The 17359-nt window shown below is 69.8% G+C and carries 17 protein-coding genes and 2 pseudogenes; 6 read left to right on the top strand and 13 right to left on the bottom strand.

All coding sequences use genetic code 11. The features are described 5' to 3' along the window. Positions 1-3: 3 nt before the first annotated feature. Positions 4-1152 (bottom strand): chaperonin GroEL (groEL, locus tag MCHLDSM_RS21200; RefSeq protein ID WP_234714137.1); only part of this gene is annotated, 1149 nt, incomplete at its 3' end. Positions 1153-1241: 89 nt separating this feature from the next. Continuing rightward, entirely contained in the window at positions 1242-1544 is a 303-nt protein-coding gene (gene groES / locus MCHLDSM_RS21195; protein ID WP_003929249.1) for a co-chaperone GroES, read from the bottom strand. Positions 1545-1993: 449 nt separating this feature from the next. Here groES and MCHLDSM_RS40525 point away from each other — a divergent pair. Together MCHLDSM_RS40525 and MCHLDSM_RS40520 are read left to right on the top strand one after the other, a co-directional pair. After that, positions 1994-2517: pseudogene (locus MCHLDSM_RS40525) on the top strand (DUF222 domain-containing protein); the annotation flags it as partial. Between the two features lie 102 nt (positions 2518-2619). Further along, positions 2620-2961: pseudogene (locus MCHLDSM_RS40520) on the top strand (DUF222 domain-containing protein); the annotation flags it as partial. Between the two features lie 890 nt (positions 2962-3851). Here MCHLDSM_RS40520 and MCHLDSM_RS21180 read toward each other — a convergent pair. The 9 genes from MCHLDSM_RS21180 to MCHLDSM_RS21140 all read right to left on the bottom strand — a co-directional run bounded on the left by MCHLDSM_RS21180 (position 3852) and on the right by MCHLDSM_RS21140 (position 12017). Further along, positions 3852-4292: a nuclear transport factor 2 family protein gene (locus MCHLDSM_RS21180; protein WP_048471880.1), complete on the bottom strand. Its 441-nt coding sequence runs from the start codon at positions 4290-4292 to the stop codon at positions 3852-3854. Continuing rightward, entirely contained in the window at positions 4289-5311 is a 1023-nt protein-coding gene (tsaD, locus tag MCHLDSM_RS21175; RefSeq protein ID WP_048471879.1) for a tRNA (adenosine(37)-N6)-threonylcarbamoyltransferase complex transferase subunit TsaD, read from the bottom strand. Before tsaD ends, MCHLDSM_RS21180 begins: the two co-directional genes overlap by 4 nt. Next, positions 5308-5760 carry a ribosomal protein S18-alanine N-acetyltransferase gene (gene rimI, locus MCHLDSM_RS21170; RefSeq protein WP_048471878.1) on the bottom strand — a complete coding sequence of 151 codons (453 nt, stop codon included), beginning with the start codon at positions 5758-5760 and terminating at the stop codon, positions 5308-5310. Before rimI ends, tsaD begins: the two co-directional genes overlap by 4 nt. After that, on the bottom strand, positions 5757-6383 hold the full coding sequence (gene tsaB, locus MCHLDSM_RS21165; protein WP_048471906.1) for a tRNA (adenosine(37)-N6)-threonylcarbamoyltransferase complex dimerization subunit type 1 TsaB: 627 nt from the start codon (positions 6381-6383) through the stop codon (positions 5757-5759). The genes rimI and tsaB overlap by 4 nt, the downstream gene beginning before the upstream one ends. 150 nt (positions 6384-6533) lie before the next feature. Continuing rightward, a partial coding sequence (tsaE, locus tag MCHLDSM_RS21160; RefSeq protein ID WP_131722669.1) for a tRNA (adenosine(37)-N6)-threonylcarbamoyltransferase complex ATPase subunit type 1 TsaE occupies positions 6534-6919 on the bottom strand: 386 nt, incomplete at its 3' end. Further along, entirely contained in the window at positions 6912-8006 is a 1095-nt protein-coding gene (locus MCHLDSM_RS21155) for an alpha/beta fold hydrolase (protein ID WP_048471876.1), read from the bottom strand. The genes MCHLDSM_RS21155 and tsaE, both read right to left, overlap by 8 nt. After that, the gene (alr, locus tag MCHLDSM_RS21150; protein ID WP_048471875.1) at positions 8003-9154 is read right to left on the bottom strand and encodes an alanine racemase; all 1152 of its coding nucleotides are present in this window, start codon (positions 9152-9154) and stop codon (positions 8003-8005) included. The genes MCHLDSM_RS21155 and alr overlap by 4 nt, the downstream gene beginning before the upstream one ends. Positions 9155-9190: 36 nt before the next feature. Then, positions 9191-10594, bottom strand: a complete 1404-nt coding sequence (locus MCHLDSM_RS21145) for a glutamate decarboxylase (protein WP_048471874.1) — start codon at positions 10592-10594, stop codon at positions 9191-9193. A 10-nt stretch (positions 10595-10604) separates the two neighbouring features. Next, positions 10605-12017 carry a bifunctional ADP-dependent NAD(P)H-hydrate dehydratase/NAD(P)H-hydrate epimerase gene (locus tag MCHLDSM_RS21140; protein ID WP_048471873.1) on the bottom strand — a complete coding sequence of 471 codons (1413 nt, stop codon included), beginning with the start codon at positions 12015-12017 and terminating at the stop codon, positions 10605-10607. 31 nt (positions 12018-12048) lie between these two features. On the opposite strand from MCHLDSM_RS21140, the gene MCHLDSM_RS21135 reads away from it, so the two are divergent. Next, on the top strand, positions 12049-12423 hold the full coding sequence (locus tag MCHLDSM_RS21135) for a nuclear transport factor 2 family protein (protein ID WP_048471872.1): 375 nt from the start codon (positions 12049-12051) through the stop codon (positions 12421-12423). Between the two features lie 8 nt (positions 12424-12431). Here MCHLDSM_RS21135 and MCHLDSM_RS21130 read toward each other — a convergent pair whose 3' ends face one another. Further along, positions 12432-12803, bottom strand: coding sequence for an STAS domain-containing protein (locus MCHLDSM_RS21130; RefSeq protein WP_048471871.1), 372 nt, complete (start codon positions 12801-12803; stop codon positions 12432-12434). Between the two features lie 252 nt (positions 12804-13055). Further along, positions 13056-14921 carry a glutamine--fructose-6-phosphate transaminase (isomerizing) gene (glmS, locus tag MCHLDSM_RS21125; RefSeq protein ID WP_048471870.1) on the bottom strand — a complete coding sequence of 622 codons (1866 nt, stop codon included), beginning with the start codon at positions 14919-14921 and terminating at the stop codon, positions 13056-13058. Positions 14922-14977: 56 nt separating this feature from the next. On the opposite strand from glmS, the gene MCHLDSM_RS21120 reads away from it, so the two are divergent. Genes MCHLDSM_RS21120 through MCHLDSM_RS21110 form a run of 3 tightly spaced genes read left to right on the top strand, consistent with a single transcriptional unit; the run spans position 14978 to position 17342 of the window. Further along, on the top strand, positions 14978-15832 hold the full coding sequence (locus MCHLDSM_RS21120) for a dienelactone hydrolase family protein (protein ID WP_048471869.1): 855 nt from the start codon (positions 14978-14980) through the stop codon (positions 15830-15832). A 44-nt stretch (positions 15833-15876) separates the two neighbouring features. Continuing rightward, entirely contained in the window at positions 15877-16914 is a 1038-nt protein-coding gene (locus MCHLDSM_RS21115) for an LLM class F420-dependent oxidoreductase (RefSeq protein ID WP_048471868.1), read from the top strand. Then, positions 16911-17342, top strand: coding sequence for a PPOX class F420-dependent oxidoreductase (locus tag MCHLDSM_RS21110; protein ID WP_048471867.1), 432 nt, complete (start codon positions 16911-16913; stop codon positions 17340-17342). The genes MCHLDSM_RS21115 and MCHLDSM_RS21110 overlap by 4 nt, the downstream gene beginning before the upstream one ends. Positions 17343-17359: the final 17 nt, after the last annotated feature.

Genomic DNA, 17359 nt, shown 5'->3' with positions numbered 1-17359 from the left:
CGNGGTGGCCGCGCCGACCTTGATGACGGCGACGCCGCCGGCCAGCTTGGCCAGCCGCTCCTCGAGCTTCTCGCGATCCCAGTCGGAATCGGAGGCCTCGATCTCCGAGCGCAGCTGCGCCTTGCGGCCCTCGATGGCCTCCTGCGTGCCGCCGCCGTCGACGATCACCGTGCTGTCCTTGTCGACGACGACCCGGCGTGCGGAGCCGAGCACCTCCAGGCCGACCTCGCGCAGCAGCAGACCGACGTCGGGGTTCACGACCTGACCGCCGGTGACGACCGCCAGATCGTCGAGGAACGCCTTGCGGCGGTCACCGAAGAACGGCGCCTTCACCGCGACGGCCTTGAGCGTCTTGCGGATGGCGTTCACCACGAGCGTCGAAAGCGCCTCGCCCTCAACGTCTTCGGCGACGATCAGCAGCGGCTTGCCGGCCTCGGCGACCTTCTCCAGCAGCGGCAGCAGGTCGGGCAGCGAGCTGATCTTCTCGCGGTGCAGCAGCACTACTGCATCCTCGAGAACCGCTTCCTGCGAATCGAAGTCGGTGACGAAGTAGGCCGAGACGAAGCCCTTGTCGAAGCCGACGCCCTCGGTGATCTCGAGCTCGGTGTTCAGCGTCGAGGACTCCTCGACCGTGACGACACCGTCGGCGCCGACCTTGGTCATGGCCTCGCCGACCAGTTCGCCGACCTGCTCGTCGCGCGACGACACAGTCGCGACCTGGGCGATCGACTTCTTGTCCTTGACGGGGGTGGCCGCGGCCAGCAGGGCCTCGGACACGGCGTCGGCGGCCTTGCTGATGCCCGACCCGAGCGCAATCGGGTTCGCACCGGCGGCCACGTTGCGCAGACCCGCCCTCACGAGCGCCTGCGCCAGCACGGTGGCGGTGGTGGTGCCGTCGCCGGCGACGTCGTTGGTCTTGGTGGCGACCGACTTGACCAGCTGGGCGCCCAGGTTCTCGAAGGGATCCTCGAGATCGATCTCGCGGGCGATCGTCACACCGTCGTTGGTGACGGTCGGACCGCCGAAGGCTTTGGCGAGCACCACGTGGCGACCGCGGGGACCCAGCGTCACCTTGACCGCGTCGGCGAGCTTGTCGACGCCGACCTCCATGGCGCGACGCGCGGTTTCGTTGAACTCAATTTGCTTGCTCATTGGTTTCTTTCCCTAAAGACGGGTATGACGCGTACCGCCCCGGACATCACCCGCGCGTGCGGGAACGTCCGGGGCGGAACACGATTCGACTACTTGGAGACGACAGCCAGCACGTCGCGGGCCGAGAGGATCAGGTACTCCTCGCCGTTGTACTTGATCTCGGTGCCGCCGTACTTGCTGTAGATGACGACGTCGCCCTCCGACACGTCCAGAGGAATCCGCTTCTCGCCATCCTCATCCCAGCGGCCGGGGCCAACTGCGACGACGGTGCCTTCCTGCGGCTTCTCCTTGGCGGTGTCGGGGATGACCAGACCGGAAGCGGTCGTGGTCTCGGCCTCGTTGGCCTGAACGAGGATCTTGTCCTCGAGTGGCTTGATGTTCACGCTCGCCACGATGGAGCCCCTTCACTGATGTAGGTGTGTGTACTCGGTGACCGGTGTCCGCCCCCGCGCCGTCGTCGCGGGTGTCGACACGGGGAGGTCCGGTTGCCACCTAGCACTCTATACACGAGAGTGCTAGGTCCTCAAGGCTCACGGGCAGTGAGTACGCCAGCAGCGAAAGTTGCGACCGCTGAGCTGCGGCGATGCAGAGTTATCCACAGGCCGTTCGGCAGGCCCGAGGTTATCCACAGGACGAAATCCGTGCATCGCGATCGACACCGCACAAAATCTAAAATCGAACGTATGTACGATTCCGTGGTGCCGCCGATGGCGTCGCTGGCTGCTGCCGGGGATGCGGATCTGGTCGACATCGTGGCCGGGTGTGGGGCGGCGGCGGCGCGGGCCGAGGCGGTGAAGCTGGCCGCGATCGTGGAGTTCTGGGAGCGCCGCCAANCGAACGTATGTACGATTCCGTGGTGCCGCCGATGGCGTCGCTGGCTGCTGCCGGGGATGCGGATCTGGTCGACATCGTGGCCGGGGGTGGGGCGGCGGCGGCGCGGGCCGAGGCGGTGAAGCTGGCCGCGATCGTGGAGTTCTGGGAGCGCCGCCAAACCCCGGCCCGGGCCCGCTGGGCCTGTGATGATTGGGACGCTGCGGCCGCGGAGATCGGGTGTGCGCTCAACATCAGCTCCGGGCGCGCCTCGGGGCAGATGACCCTGGGGTTGGCGTTGCGTGACCGGTTCCCCCGGCTGGGCCGGCTGCTGGCGGCCGGGCGGGTGCCGCTGTCTTTGGTGACGACGATCGTGTTCCGGGCGGCCCTGGTGGTCGATCCCGCGGTCCTGGCCCGGTTGGACGGCGTCTTCGTCGACGCCGTGCGGGAGTGGGGGCTGCTGTCGCAGAAGAAACTCGAGACCGCCATCGACGTGTGGATCGACAGATACGACCCGGATGCGGTGCGGCGGTTGCGCACCGGGATGGCGGGCCGNTGCGGGAGTGGGGGCTGCTGTCGCAGAAGAAACTCGAGACCGCCATCGACGTGTGGATCGACAGATACGACCCGGATGCGGTGCGGCGGTTGCGCACCGGGATGGCGGGCCGTTCGTTCACCCTCGGCGACCGTGATGACCGCACCGGCCTGACGAGCGCGTTCGGGAAGCTGGCTACCCCGGATGCGGCGGCGCTGGCGCATCGGCTGTCGGTGATGGTGCACTCGGTGTGCGAGAACGACCCCCGCACGTTGGATCAGCGCTGCGCTGATTCCCTGGGGGCGATGGCGGCGGGGTCGTTCGTGCTGTCCTGCCGCTGCGGTCATTCGGACTGCCCGGCCGCCCAGGTCGACGACGGCCGCGGGTCGAGCTTCACGATCACCGTCATCGCCGAGCCCAGCGCCCTGGACGCCACCGTCGACCCCCACCTGCACGGCGAACCCNCGCCGCCGTCGGGATGGCGCCGGTGCCGCTGCGGTAATTCGGGCTGCCCGGCCGCCCAGGTCGACGACGGCCGCGGGTCGAGCTTCACGATCACCGTCATCGCCGAGCCCAGCGCCCTGGACGCCACCGTCGACCCCCACCTGCACGGCGAACCCTCTCAGGCACGAGAAGAGCCTTCGGCTCAGCCGCAGACCAAGCCGGAACCGGAGCCCGAGCCCGCACCCCGTACGGCGGCGTTGATCCCCGGCTTCGGCAGCGCGGTCGTGCCCGCGCCGCTGCTGGCCGAGTTGATCGCCCACGGCGCCACCGTACGGTTCCTCACCGACCCGGCCGCCCTGGGCGCCACCGCCGGCTACCGCCCCTGCGCTGCGCTGGAACGGTTCGTCCGCGCCCGCGACCTGACCTGCCGCTTCCCCGGCTGCGACCGGCCCGCGGTGTTCGCCGACATCGACCACACCCAGCCCTACCCGCACGGCGCCACCCACGCCTCGAACACCAAATGCTATTGCCGCCAACATCATCTGGTGAAAACGTTCTGGGAAGGCTGGACCGACACCCAAGCCGCCGACGGAACGGTGCGGGTCACCACCCCCACCGGACACACCTACACCACCAAACCGTTCTCCACACTGCTGTTCCCGTCCTGGAACACCACCACCGGACCCCCACCACCGTCCGGGACCACACCGCCGCCGCGCCGACCGGGGCGGTCCTTGATGATGCCCACCCGACGACGCACCCGCACCCAGAACCGCGCCGCCCGCATCACCCGCGAACGCGAACTCAACGCCCTCCAACGCCAACACGAACGCAACGCCAAACACCAACCCCGGCAGGACAACACCGCCATCACGCCCACACCCGACTACGGCGACGACCCGCCGCCGTTCTAGCGGATCTGGTGGGGGTCCATCATCAGGTGGTCGGAGACGTCGCCGATCATTTCCACGTCGACCCTGCGTTCGGTGAAGTACCAGCCGTGCGCGTCACGGGCGAAGGCGTCGTGATATCTCCCGACGACGATGGGCTGCAGGGCGATCGTGTCCGTCTGCTGGACGACGCAGAAGGTCGATCGTGCGGTCGCGGTGTCCCCGGAGACATCGACGATCGGATTGAGGACGAGATGGCGGGTGCGCGGAGTGTTGCCGTGATCCGGGAACCGGCGGGTGGTCGACGCGAACAGCGCCCCGATCCGCTCCGCGCCCGCGACACCCATGAAGTTTCCCCGGCCCAGCAGCTCACCGACTCCGTCGAAATCGCCCGCGTCGATCAATTCGGCGTAGCGGTAGAGCAATTCGGTGACGGCCAGCCTGTCGGCCAGCTCGCTCACGCGACCTGCCCCTGCACCACCGGCAGACCCGGGTCACTCGCCGCGTCGAGCGGCGACGGCGACGCACCCGCCGCGATCAGGTGCGCGGCGAACGACGCGATCATCGCCCCGTTGTCCGTACACAACCGCAGCCTCGGCACCCGCAGCGTCATTCCCGCAGCGGTACAACGCTCTTCGGCCAGCTCCCGCAGCCGCGAGTTCGCCGCGACCCCACCCGCGATCAGCAGCGTCGACACCCCGAGATCCTCAGCCGCCCGCACCGCCTTCGCGGTCAGCACGTCCGCCACCGCCTCCTGGAACCCCGCCGCCACGTCGGCCTGCGACGCGTCCGGATGACTCTCGACGTACCGCGCCACCGCCGTTTTCAGCCCCGAGAAGCTGAACGCATACCGGTCGTCGCGCGGACCCGTCATTCCCCTCGGGAACACGATCGCCGACGGATCTCCCTCGCGTGCAAGCTCGTCGAGCACCCTGCCGCCCGGATACCCCAGCCCGAGCAGGCGGGCGACCTTGTCGTACGCCTCGCCGGCCGCATCGTCGACCGTGGACCCCAGCTCGACGATCGGCTCCCCCAGCGACCGCACATGCAGCAGGTTGGTGTGCCCGCCCGACACCAGCAACCCGACACTCTCCGGCAACGGCCCGTGATCGAAAACGTCGGCCGCCAGATGGCCGCCGAGATGGTTGACCGCATAGAAGGGCACCTGCCACGCCGCCGAATACGCCTTCGCAGCAGCGACCCCCACCAGCAGCGCACCCGCCAGCCCCGGCCCGATGGTCGCCGCGACCACATCAGGCTTGTCGATGTCCGCCGCCTCCAACGCCCGCCGCATCGTCGGGCCCAGCGCCTCCAGGTGCGCCCGCGACGCGATCTCGGGCACCACCCCGCCGAACCGGGCATGTTCGTCGACGCTGGACGCGACCTCGTCGGCCAGCAGCGTGACCGTACCGTCGTCGGTCAGCTCCGCGATCCCGACTCCCGTTTCGTCGCAGGAACTCTCGATGGCCAAGATGATCATCGCTGCTCCCGCTTCATCGTGTACGCATCGGCGCCGCTGACCCGGTAGTACCGCTTGCGGATCCCCATCTTCGTGAAGCCCTCGCTCTCGTACAAGGCGATCGCCGCCTCGTTGTCCGTGCGGACCTCGAGGAAGATCGTCCCGCCGTCGGCGTACTCGATGAGATGGCGCAGCATCCCCCGGCCGATCCCCTGCCCCTGGTAGGCGGGATCGACCCCGACCGTGTGGATCTCGTACTCGTACGGCTTCACCCGGCCCAGCCGCGCGATGCCCGCATAACCGACCAGCTTGTCGTCGGCCCGCGCGGCCACGTAGAGATTGTGCTTGGCAGCGATCTCCGCCAGGAACGCCCGCTCCGGCCACGGATCGTCGCCCTCGAACAGCTGCGCCTCGAGTTCCGCACACCGTGCCGCGTCCGCCGCCACCAGCGTCCCGTACTCCACGTTCATCGCTTACCTGCCGGCGGCTTGGCATCGGGGCGGCGCAGATACAGCGGCACCAGCGGCTCCGGCTCCACCTCCCAATCGGCAACCGCCGCAACGATTCCCGTCGCAGAGGGATACACCGGCGCCAGCCGCGGCAGGTCGAACAGCACCGCATGCTCGGGCGAGCCCGCCACCGCCGCCGCACCGGACGGCACGTCGGCCGCCGCGTTCACCGCAGGTCCATCCACGCGGGCGCCGTCGCGGTAGCGCGCCCAGTACACCTCGCGCCTGCGCGCATCCGTGACGACCAGGACCTCTCCGGCCGTTCCGACCGCGATCGCGTCGAGGCTGCACACTCCCCGCACCGGAACGCCGAGCGCATGCCCGAACGCCGCGGCCGTCGCCATGCCGACCCGCAACCCGGTGAACGGTCCCGGGCCGCAGCCCACCACCACGGCGTCGAGCTCATCGACGCCGACGCCCGCATCGGCCAGCGCCGCAACGATGTTGGGCGTCAACCGTTCCGCGTGCGCCCGGGGATCCACCGTGACCTGTTCGGCCAACAGCTCGACCTCGTCGCCGAGGCGCACCACACCGGCGGTCACCGCCGGGGTGGCGGTGTCGATCGCCAGGACCAGTCTGCTCACGGCATGCTCCACTGCCAGATCGCGGTGCGGACATCGGTGTCGGTGTATCAGCAACTGCTGCAATCGGTCACGTTGACCTCGCCGAGTGCGGGGATTGTGACCGTGTCGTTCATTGTCACTGATGATCAGGGTCAGTCGAGTGTGCCGGCNTCGGAGAGTCGTTCGGCCACCCCCTCGCCCCACTCGACCACCACGACCGCGTCATCGAGATCGGTGTCCAGATCCAGCGAGTCCAGTTCGGCGAGCAGATCGACCGACGCCTGGTCGAGCAGCCGGTACAGGTCCACGTGGACCATCGTCGGGGCGCCGGCCTGACGCGCCCGGTGCACCCGCGCGAGCACGAAGGTCGGCGAGATGACCGGACCCTCGACATCCATGCCCTGCGCGATCCCCTTCGCCAGCACCGTCTTTCCGGCACCGAGCGGACCGGACAGCACGACGACGTCCCCGGCGCGCAGCTGCCGGCCCAGGTCCGCACCGAACGCGAGGGTGTCCTCGGCGGTGAGCAGCTCGGTGGCTCCCGAGCCGTCAGCCATGGTTACGCACCCGATCCCGCACCCGCCGCGTCAGCGCCACCAACTTCGACGGCGTCGAACGTTCGACCAACCGCACCAGTGCCTCGTCGATGATCTCCGGGTTCTCCAGCTGCACCAGATGTCCTGCGCCGCCGACGATCACCAGTTCGGACTTCGGCAGCGCCACGGCCATCTCCTGCGAGTACTCCATCGGCGTCAGCAGGTCGTGGTCGCCGCAGGCGATCAGCGTCGGCACCTTGCGCAGCGTCGTCAGCCCCGCAGTCTCGTCGTGCACCTCCAGCGCGTGCAGGAATTCGACCAACGTGGTGATCGGGGTGTCGTGCATCATCTTCTCCGAGAACGCCACCACGCTCGGGCTGATCTTCTCGTCACCGTAGGACGCCGCGCGCAGGATCGGCCCGATCACCGCCCGGCCGGCGCCGCGGAACCGGTGCACGGTCTTCGGGGCGTACCGCGCGCCGAACCGGATCGCCTCCAGCGCCGGGTTCTTCAGGATCTCCCCCAGCGGTGACCGCGAAACCCCTTCGGCCGCAGACGCGATCAGTGCCGCACCGACGACGCGCGTGGGATAGCGCTGCGGGTACTGGCGCGCATGCGAGAGCACGGTCATGCCGCCCATGGAGTGTCCGACGAGCACGACCGGCCCGCGCGGGGCCATCACCGCCAGCACGCTCTCGAGGTCCTGGCCCAGCTGCTCGACGGTGTAGGTCTCCGGCGACGCCTCCCCGGACTGACCGTGCCCGCGCTGGTCGTAGAACACCATGCGGACCTGATCGCCCCACTGCTCGGTGAGCCGGGCGCGCTGAAAATGGAAGGAGCCCATGCGAAGACAGAAACCGTGCGCGAACACCACGGTCAGCGGCGCATTCAGCGGCCCGACCTCGCGTACCGCCAGCGGCACCCCGTCGGGGGTCGTCACCACGGTGCTGCGGTCGGCGTCCAGCAGTTCGAAATCCTCGTCGCGGTGCGGATCCTCGGCGGTCACCCGGCGCCGCAACGACCGCGCGGCCGTGACGCCCGCCGCCGACCCGACGGCGGCGATGCCCGCCGCGCCGGCCAGCCACCCGGCCCGGTTGGCCGTGCTCATCGCGAACCCCCGCGGTAGGCCCGCACGATCCGCCGGCGCGGGCTGGTGACCACCTCGTAGTTGATCGTGCCGAGCAGGTCGGCCCAGTCCTGCGCGGTCGGCTCCCCCTCGGTGCCCGGGCCGAACAGGATCGCCTCGTCGCCCTCGGTCACGTCGACCGGACCCGGCCCGAGGTCCACCACGAACTGGTCCATGCAGATGCGCCCGACGTTCGGGTAGCGCCGGCCGTTGATCTGCACGGCCATCCGGTTGCTCAACGCGCGGAACACCCCGTCGGCGTAGCCGGCCGGGATCAGCGCGAGCGTGGTGTCGCGGTCGGCGACCCAGGTGTGCCCGTAGGACACCCCGTCACCGGCGCGCACGGAGCGCACCATCGTCACCGGACACGTCACCGTCATCGCGGGCCGCAGTCCCAGATCACCGCGCTCGGGGATGGGTGTCTGCCCGTACACCGCGATCCCGGGCCGGACCATGTCGAACGCGAGGTCCGGTCGCGTCAGCGCCGCCGGTGAGTTGCTCAGGTGCACCAGGTCGAAGCGGACGCCGCGGTCGCGGGCCAGCGCGGCCAGATCGGTCAGCCGCTGCGCCTGCACGTCGTTGAACGGGTGCTCGGGGACGTCGCCGTGGGCCAGGTGCGACATCAGCCCGCGGATCCGGACCGCGCCGTCGGAGGCCGCGGCACGCAGCGCGTCGATCACCGCCGGGAACTCGGCGGGCTCGACCCCGTTGCGGCTGAGCCCGGTATCGGCCTTGACCGTCACGGTCGCGGTCCGCCCGGTCCGGCCCGCGGCGGCGAGCACCTCGTCGACCTGCCGCCGTGACGACACCGCCACCTCCACATCGGCGGTCAGCGCGGGCGCGAAATCGGTGCCGGGCGGGTGCAGCCACGCCAGCACGGGGGCGGTGATGCCCTCGCGGCGCAGCACCAGTGCCTCGTCGATCGTCGCGCAGCCCAGTTCGGCGGTGCCGGCGGCCAGCGCCGCGCGGGCCACCTCGGGGGCGCCGTGGCCGTAGCCGTCGGCCTTCACCACGGCCATCACCGCGGCCGAGCCGGCGCGTTCGCGCAGCACGGAGACGTTGTGCGCGATGGCGTCGAGGTCGACGATCGCCACCGGCGTGTGCTGGGTCGTTTTCGGAGCGTTGATCACCGCCCCCGATTGTCCCAGGCGGTCGCCGCGGACGGGTCAGTGGGCGAAGTGCTCCTCGTCGGAGAACCCGCCGACACCGGTCCGGTCCAGCTTCGCGAGCACCTCCACCAGGTCGTCGCGCAGTGCGCGCGCCAGGTTCGCCGAGAAGCCCTCGCGCACCACGATGCGCAGCACCGCGACATCGCTGGCGTCGTCGGGCATCGTGTAGGCCGGCACCTGCCAGCCGTAGCTGCGCAGCAGCGCCGAAACGTCGAACACGGTGTAGTTGGTGCCCTCGACCAGCTTGAACGCCACCACCGGGATCGCCGAGCCGTCGGAGATCACCTCGAACACCTGCTTGTTGTCCGGCCCTGCCATGGCGGCCAGCTCGCGCGCCAGCCACTGGGCGGTGTCGGACAGGCAGTGCATCACCGTGGTGTAGCCGTCGCGCCCCAGCCGCAGGAAGTTGTAGTACTGCCCGACCACCTGGTTGCCCGGCCGGGAGAAGTTCAGCGTGAACGTGGGCATGTCGCCGCCGAGGTAGTTGACCCGGAACACCAGTTCCTCGGGCAGATGCTCGGCGTTGCGCCACACCACGAACCCGATCCCCGGATACGTCAGCCCGTACTTGTGCCCGCTGACGTTGATCGACACCACCCGCGGCAGTCGGAAGTCCCACACCAGGTCGGGGTGCAGGAACGGCACCACGAAACCGCCGCTGGCCGCGTCGACGTGCACCGGGATGTCGAGGCCCTTGTCGGCCGCCAGCCCGTCGAGCGCCGCGCAGATGTCGCCGACGGGTTCGAGCTCGCCGGTGAACGTGGTGCCCAGGATCGCGACCACGCCGATGGTGTCCTCGTCGACCGTGTCGAGCACCTGCTCGGGAGTGATCACGTAGCGGCCGTGCTCCATCGGCAGATAGCGCGCCTCCACGTCGAAGTAGCGGCAGAACTTCTCCCACACCACCTGCACGTTGGAGCCCATCACCATGTTCGGGGTGCGGCCCTTCCAGTCCTGCCCGGCCGCCTCCAACTGCTGGCGCCACCGCCACTTCATCGCCAGGCCCGCCAGCATCACCGCCTCGCTGGAGCCCACCGTCGACACCCCGATCGCCGTGGACGGGTCGTCGTCGCGCAGATCCTCGGCGTGGAACAGGTCGGCCACCATGCACACGCAGCGCTGCTCGATCGCGGCGGTGACCGGGTACTCGTCCTTGTCGATCATGTTCTTGTCGAACGTCTCCGACATCAGCTGCCCCGCCTCGGGGTCCATCCACGTCGTCACGAACGTCGCCAGGTTGAGCCGCGAGCTGCCGTCGAGCATGAGCTCGTCGTGGATGAACCGGTACGTCTGCTCCGAGTCCATCGACTCGTCGGGCAGGCGCAGGGCCGGGATCGGTGAGGTGGACAGACGGCCGCAATAGGCGGGGGTCAACGACGTGTGGCGCGAAACGTTGGGCATGACGTCCTTTTTAGAGGATCGAGCCGAGCGCCGTTCGCAGATGAGCCAGGATGTGTGACGACGACGTCGGTGCCGGCGCCGGGCCGGGATCGAGGGCGGCGAGTTCGGCCGCGCGGGCATGCACGAACGCGGCCGCCGCGGCGGCCTCGCCGGGCGGGAGGCCCGAGGCCAGCAGCGCGCCGATGACGCCGGACAGCACGTCACCCGAACCCGCGGTGGCCGCCCACGACCCGCCCGCGACGTTGAGGTAGACGGGTCCGTCCGGTTCGGCGACGACGGTCACGTTGCCTTTGAGCAGCACGGTGACGCCGAGGCGGTCGGCCAGGCCACGGGTGGCCGCGATCCGGTCGTCCCCGGGCGGACCGCCCGCCAGCCGGGCGAATTCGCCGGCGTGCGGGGTGAGCACCGTCGGCGCGCTGCGTCCGGCGACGAGGTCGGGATGGGCGGCCAGGATCGTCAGGCCGTCGGCGTCGACGAGGACGGGCAGATCGGTCTCCAGCGCGAAGCACAGTGCGGCCGCCCCGGTCTCGTCGGTGCCGAGCCCCGGGCCGACCACCCAGGCCTGCACCCGGCCCGCGGTGGCGTAACCCGGGGTGGCGATCACCTCGGGCCAGTGCGAAACCACTTCGGCGGCAGCGGTTCCCGCGTAGCGGACCATGCCGGAGTGGGCGGCCACCGCAGCGCCGGTGCACAGGATCGCCGCCCCCGGGTAGGTGGACGAGCCGGCCATCACGCCGGTCACGCCCTGGGTGTACTTGTCGTCGCTGCGGCCGGGCAGCGGCCAGCGGGCGGCGACGTCGGCGGCGTCGAAGCCGCGGATGTCCGAGGGCGGCAGGTCGAGGCCAATGTCGACGAGTTCCACACGGCCGCAATGGCCGAGCGCGTGCACGGGTTTGAGGCCGCCGAAGGTCACCGTGAGCGCGGGCTTGACGTGTGCGCCGTCGGCAGCGCCGGTCGCGACGTCGACGCCGCTGGGCAGATCGACCGCGACCACCGGGATGCCGGCCTGCTCGACGGCGTCGAACACCTCGGCCGCGGCCGGGCGCAGCGGTCCGGACCCTGAGATGCCGACGACCCCGTCGATCGCCAGATCCGTTGCTGCAGGTACACTCTCGACGATCCGGCCGCCGGCCTTGCGGAACGCGGCCAGCGCGGCGCGGTGGGTGCGCTCGGGGTTGAGCAGGACCGCGGCCGCCCCGGCGCCGCGGCGGCGCAGGAACGTCGCGGCCCACAGCGCGTCGCCACCGTTGTCCCCCGAGCCGACAACGGCGCACACCGTCTTGCCGGACACCGTGCCCAACTCGCGGGCGATCGCGGTGGCCAGGCCGAACGCGGCCCTGCGCATCAGTCCCCCCGGCGGCAGGGCCGCGAGAAGCGGTGCTTCCGCGTCGCGGATCTGCTGGGCGGTGTAGTAGTACCGCATTCGAATCACGGTACGTGGGTACCCGGCGACCATGACGGATTCCCCTGTGAGTGAGGAGTTGCTTGCCCTCGAACACGCCGGCTGGAGGTCGCTGTGCGACGGCACCGGCGACCGGTTCTACGGCGACGTGATGACCGACGACGCGCTGATGGTGCTGGCCAACGGCGCCGTGATGGATCGCGCCACGGTGGTCTCGGCGCTCGGCCAGTCACCGCCGTGGGCGCGCTACGCGATCGACGACGTGCAGATGATCACGATCGCCGAGGACACCGCGGCGCTGGTGTACACCGGCACCGGGTGGCGCGACGGCAACGACGCACCGTTCATCGGTGCGATGTCGTCGGTCTACCGGCGCACCGGCGATGGCTGGAAGCTGGCGCTGTATCAGCAGACCGCTCGCCAATAGCGCTGTCGCTAACGGGCTTTCGTGCCGCTCAGCGCGTCGGCCACCGTCGGGTAGAGGTCGATGATCTCGTCGATGCGCATCATGCGCATCGGCCGTGCGGTCGCGGGCCCGTCGGCCACGACGCGCAGCGAGATCCCCGCCCGGGAGGTCAGGCGGTGGGTCTCGACGAGCATGCTGATGCCGGCCGACGACAGGAAGCCCACGTCGGTGATGTCGACGATCAGCACCGACGGGTTGTCGGTCAGCGCCACGTCGAGATGGGTTCCCAGCGTCGGTGCGGTCAGCACGTCGAGGTCGCCCTCGACATGCAGGACCAGGGTCGCGCCGTCGCGTCGCGGCCTGACCACGAAGCGGCCGCGGTGTTGCTCACTGACATTCATCGTTTCGCCCCCGGGGGTCGGACAGACACCGCCGCCCGGCACATGGCGAGCTCGCGAGTCTGTTGCTGCAGGTCTTGCGGCGTGGGCCGCAGTGACGGGGATTCCGTCCTCCGCCGGGCGCGTGGCACCGGCGACCGCTGCTTGCATAACGGTTCTAACCGGGTATATCGATGCCGGGGCGGGCAGCGTTAACAGATCGCCCTTAATTCTTCCTTAATTGACACAAGAGTCATAACCGCCCTGGTCAAAGGGTTACTCGACGGTAACCGACTTCGCCAGGTTGCGGGGCTTGTCGACGTCGTAACCGCGGGCCTGCGCCACGCCGGCCGAGAACAGCTGCATCGGGATGGTCGACAGCAGCGGCTGGAACAGCGTGGACACCGCCGGGATCTCGATGAGGTGGTCGGCGTAGGGCCGCACGGTGTCGTCGCCCTCCTCGGCGATGACGATCGTGACGGCGCCGCGGGCCTGGATCTCCCGGATGTTCGACAGCAGCTTGGAGTGCAGCGTCGCCGCGTTCTTCGGTGACGGCATCACCACGATCACCGGCAGATCGTCCTCGATCAGCGCGATCGGGCCGTGCTTGAGCTCGCCGGCGGCGAAGCCCTCGGCGTGCATGTAGGCCAGTTCCTTGAGCTTGAGCGCACCCTCGAGCGCGACCGGGTAGCCGACGTGGCGGCCCAGGAACAGCACCGTCTGCGACGACGCGAACTGTTTGGCCAGCGCGATGACCGGCTCGGCGGTGGCGAGCACCCGCGCGATCAGATCGGGCATGGCCTCCAGGTCGTGGTACTCACGCGCGACCTCGTCGGGGTACTTGGTGCCCCGCGCCTGGGCCAGGGCCAGACCGACGAGATAGTTCGCCGCGATCTGGGCGAGGAACGTCTTCGTCGACGCGACCCCGATCTCCGGGCCGGCGCGGGTGTAGAGCACCGCGTCGCATTCGCGCGGGATCTGGCTGCCGTTGGTGTTGCACACCGCCAGCACCTTGGCCTTCTGCTCCTTGGCGTGGCGCACCGCCTCCAGTGTGTCGGCGGTCTCCCCCGACTGCGAGATGGCCACCACCAGGGTGTGGCTGTCGAGCACGGGATCGCGGTAGCGGAACTCGCTGGCCAGCTCGACCTCGACGGGCAGCCGCGTCCAGTGCTCGATCGCATACTTGGCCAGCAGCCCCGAGTGGTAGGCCGTGCCGCACGCGACCACGAACACCTTGTCGATGTCGCGCAGTTCCTGATCGGAGAGGCGCTGCTCGTCGAGCACGATGCGGTTGTCCACGAAGTGGCCCAGCAGCGTGTCGGACACCGCGGCGGGCTGCTCGGCGATCTCCTTGAGCATGAAGTAGTCGTAGCCGCCCTTCTCGGCGGCGGAGGTGTCCCAGTCGATGTGGAAGGCCCGGAAATCGTCGGTGTCGCGACCGTCGAAGTCGGTGATCCGGTAGCCGTCCGCGGTCACCACGACCGCCTGATCCTGGCCCAGCTCGACCGCCTCGCGGGTGTGCTCGATGAACGCCGCGACATCGGACCCGACGAACATCTCCCCCTCGCCGACCCCGAGGACCAGCGGCGTGGACCGGCGGGCCGCGACGATGGTGTCCGGATCGTCGGCGTGGGCGAAGACCAGCGTGAAGTGGCCCTCGAGGCGCCTCAGCACCGCCAGCACCGACGCCGGGAAGTCACCGGCGTGGGCGCCGGCGTCGTATTCGCGGGCCACCAGGTGCACGGTGACCTCGGTGTCGGTGTCGCTGGCGAACTCCACGCCGGCGGCCTCCAACTCGGCGCGCAGCACCGTGAAGTTCTCGATGATCCCGTTGTGCACGACCGCGACCTTGCCGCTTGCGTCGCGGTGCGGGTGGGCGTTGCGGTCGGTCGGCCTGCCGTGGGTGGCCCAGCGGGTGTGTCCGAGCCCGGTCGACCCGACCAGGCTGTCCTCGCCGGCCTCGGTCAGCGCCGCTTCGAGGTTGGCCAACCGGCCCGCCTTGCGCTGCACCGTGAGACCGCCCTGCCCGTCGACCAGCGCCACGCCCGAGGAGTCGTAACCCCGGTATTCCATGCGGCGCAGCGCATCGACGACGATCCCGCAGGCAGGGCGCTGCCCGACGTAGCCGACGATTCCGCACATAGCCAACCAGGGTACGGCAGAACACGCTGTCCACCCGGGTGGGATACGGTCGTCGCGTGGCCAGCACGAAGAAGCTCTTCAGCGCGTTGACCCGCCGCGGCCCGCACAAGGTTCTGCGCGGTGACCTGGCCTTTGCCGGTCTTCCCGGCACCGTCTACACCCCGGCGACCGGCAAGAATCTGCCCGGTGTGGCGTTCGGCCACGACTGGATCACATCGGCCGAGCGCTACGACGGCACGCTCGAGCATCTGGCGTCGTGGGGCATCGTGGCGGCAGCGCCGAACACCGAGACGTCGCTGGCGCCGTCGGTGCTCAACCTGGCCTACGACCTGGGCACCACGCTGGACATCATCGCCGGGGTGCGATTGGGCACCGGGGACATCAGCGTGCACCCGGGCAAGCTGGCGGTCGCCGGCCACGGTTTCGGCGCATCGGCCGCGGTGTTCGCGGCGGCCGGGATGCCGGCGAAGCCGAGGGCGGTGTTCGCGGCGTACCCGCTGGTCTCCAGCCCGCCGGCCGAGCAGCCCGCTTCCGGCCTGACCGTTCCGGGGCTGATCCTGGTCGACCCCGGTGACCCGATGACGCTGCGCTCGAACGCCGTCGAACTGGCGCGGGCGTGGAAGTCGGCGACGCTGCGCAGCACCTCCAAGACGAAGGCGGGCGGCCTGGTCGAGGGCAGGCGACTCGCGACCGTGGTCGGGTTGCCCGGCGCCGACAAGGGCACGCAGCGCATCGTGCGGGCGCTGATGACGGGCTATCTGCTGCACATGCTCACCAGCGACAAGGGCAAGGGGCCGTACAAGGATTTCGCCGATCCGGAGGCCGTACTCCCCAAGACGACGGTGATGGATCCGTTCTCCGACGACCCTGTCGATCTGGAGAACAAGGTCGTCGCGCTGCTCAAGCCCTGAGCCCGGGCTGCTCCCAACCAACTGGTTGGGTGTATATGTAGTGAATGCGGACGGGCATCTTTCTCAGCTATGCGGGCGGCTTTCTCGATGCGGTCGACGAGGTCGTCGAACTCGAGAAGGTCGGCGCGGACATCGCGCTGGTCGCCGAGGCGTACTCCTACGACGCGATCAGCCAGCTCGGCTTCCTCGCGGCCCGCACCTCGCGGATCGAGCTTGGCACGGGCGTCGTCCCGATCTACACCCGCACCCCGGCCCTGATGGCGATGACGGCGGCCGGACTCGACTACGTCTCCGACGGCCGCTTCCGGCTCGGACTGGGCACCTCCGGGCCGCAGGTGGTGGAGGGCTTCCACGGCGTGCCGTTCGACGCGCCGCTGGGCCGCACCCGAGAGGTGGTCGAGATCTGCCGGCAGGTTTGGCGCCGCGAACGCATCGACTACCAGGGCAAGCACTATCAGGTGCCGCTGCCGGCCGAGAGGGGAACCGGGCTCGGAAAGCCGCTGAAGCTCATCAATCATCCTGTGCGCGAACGGATCCCGATCACCATCGCCGCCCTGGGTCCGAAGAACGTCGAGCTGACCGCCGAGATCGCGGAGGGCTGGCAGCCGGTGTTCTTCTACCCGGAGAAGGCCGACGAGGTCTGGGGCGACGCGCTGCGGGCCGGCGCGGCCAAGCGCGACCCGGCGCTCGGACCGCTCGACGTCATGGTGAGCGCGAGCCTGGCCATCGGCGACCACGTGGACGATCGATTGGCTTGGGCAAAGCCACAATTGGCGCTCTACATCGGCGGCATGGGCGCGCGGGGACGCAACTTCTACCACAACCTCGCGACCCGCTACGGCTTCGGCGAGGTGGCCGATCACATTCAGGATCTGTACCTCGCGGGCAAGAAGACCGAGGCGATCGACGCGGTGCCCGACGAGCTGGTACGCCAGGTGTCGCTGGTGGGTCCGCGCGGCTTCGTCAAGGAGCGGGTGGCGGCGTTCGCCGAAGCCGGCGTGACGACGCTGCTGGTGCATCCGCTGACGGGCGATCGACGCGAGACCGTGACGTGGGTCGAGGAACTACAGTCGCTGATGTGACCGAACCGACCGGCCTCGACGACCACGTCATCGCCTTCCTGTCCGAGGGCACCCGCACCGCGAAATTGGGGTACCTCGCCTCGGACGGTCGCCCGCTCGTCGCGCCGGTGTGGTTCGTCGTGGACGGCGGCGACCTCGTCTTCAACACCGGGAGGGACACCGCCAAGGGCCGCGCGCTGGCCCGGGATCCGCGGGTGGTCATCTGCGTCGACGACGAACGGCCGCCGTTCTCGTTCGTCCAGGTGCAGGGCACCGCGGCCACCAGCGAGGACCCCGACGAGCTGATCGCCGTGGCCACCCGCATCGGCGGCCGGTACATGGGCGCCGACCGGGCCGAGGAATTCGGCCGGCGCAACGGCGTGCCGGGCGAACTGATCGTGCGCGTCACGCCGACCAAGGTGGTGAAGGCCTTCAACCTGGCCGATTGACCGGCCGATCCACGACT

Source organism: Mycolicibacterium chlorophenolicum (assembly GCF_001044235.1).
GTDB lineage: Bacteria > Actinomycetota > Actinomycetes > Mycobacteriales > Mycobacteriaceae > Mycobacterium > Mycobacterium chlorophenolicum.
Note: the sequence above shows the minus strand (reverse complement) of the source record. Positions and strands in the feature narration are given on the sequence as shown.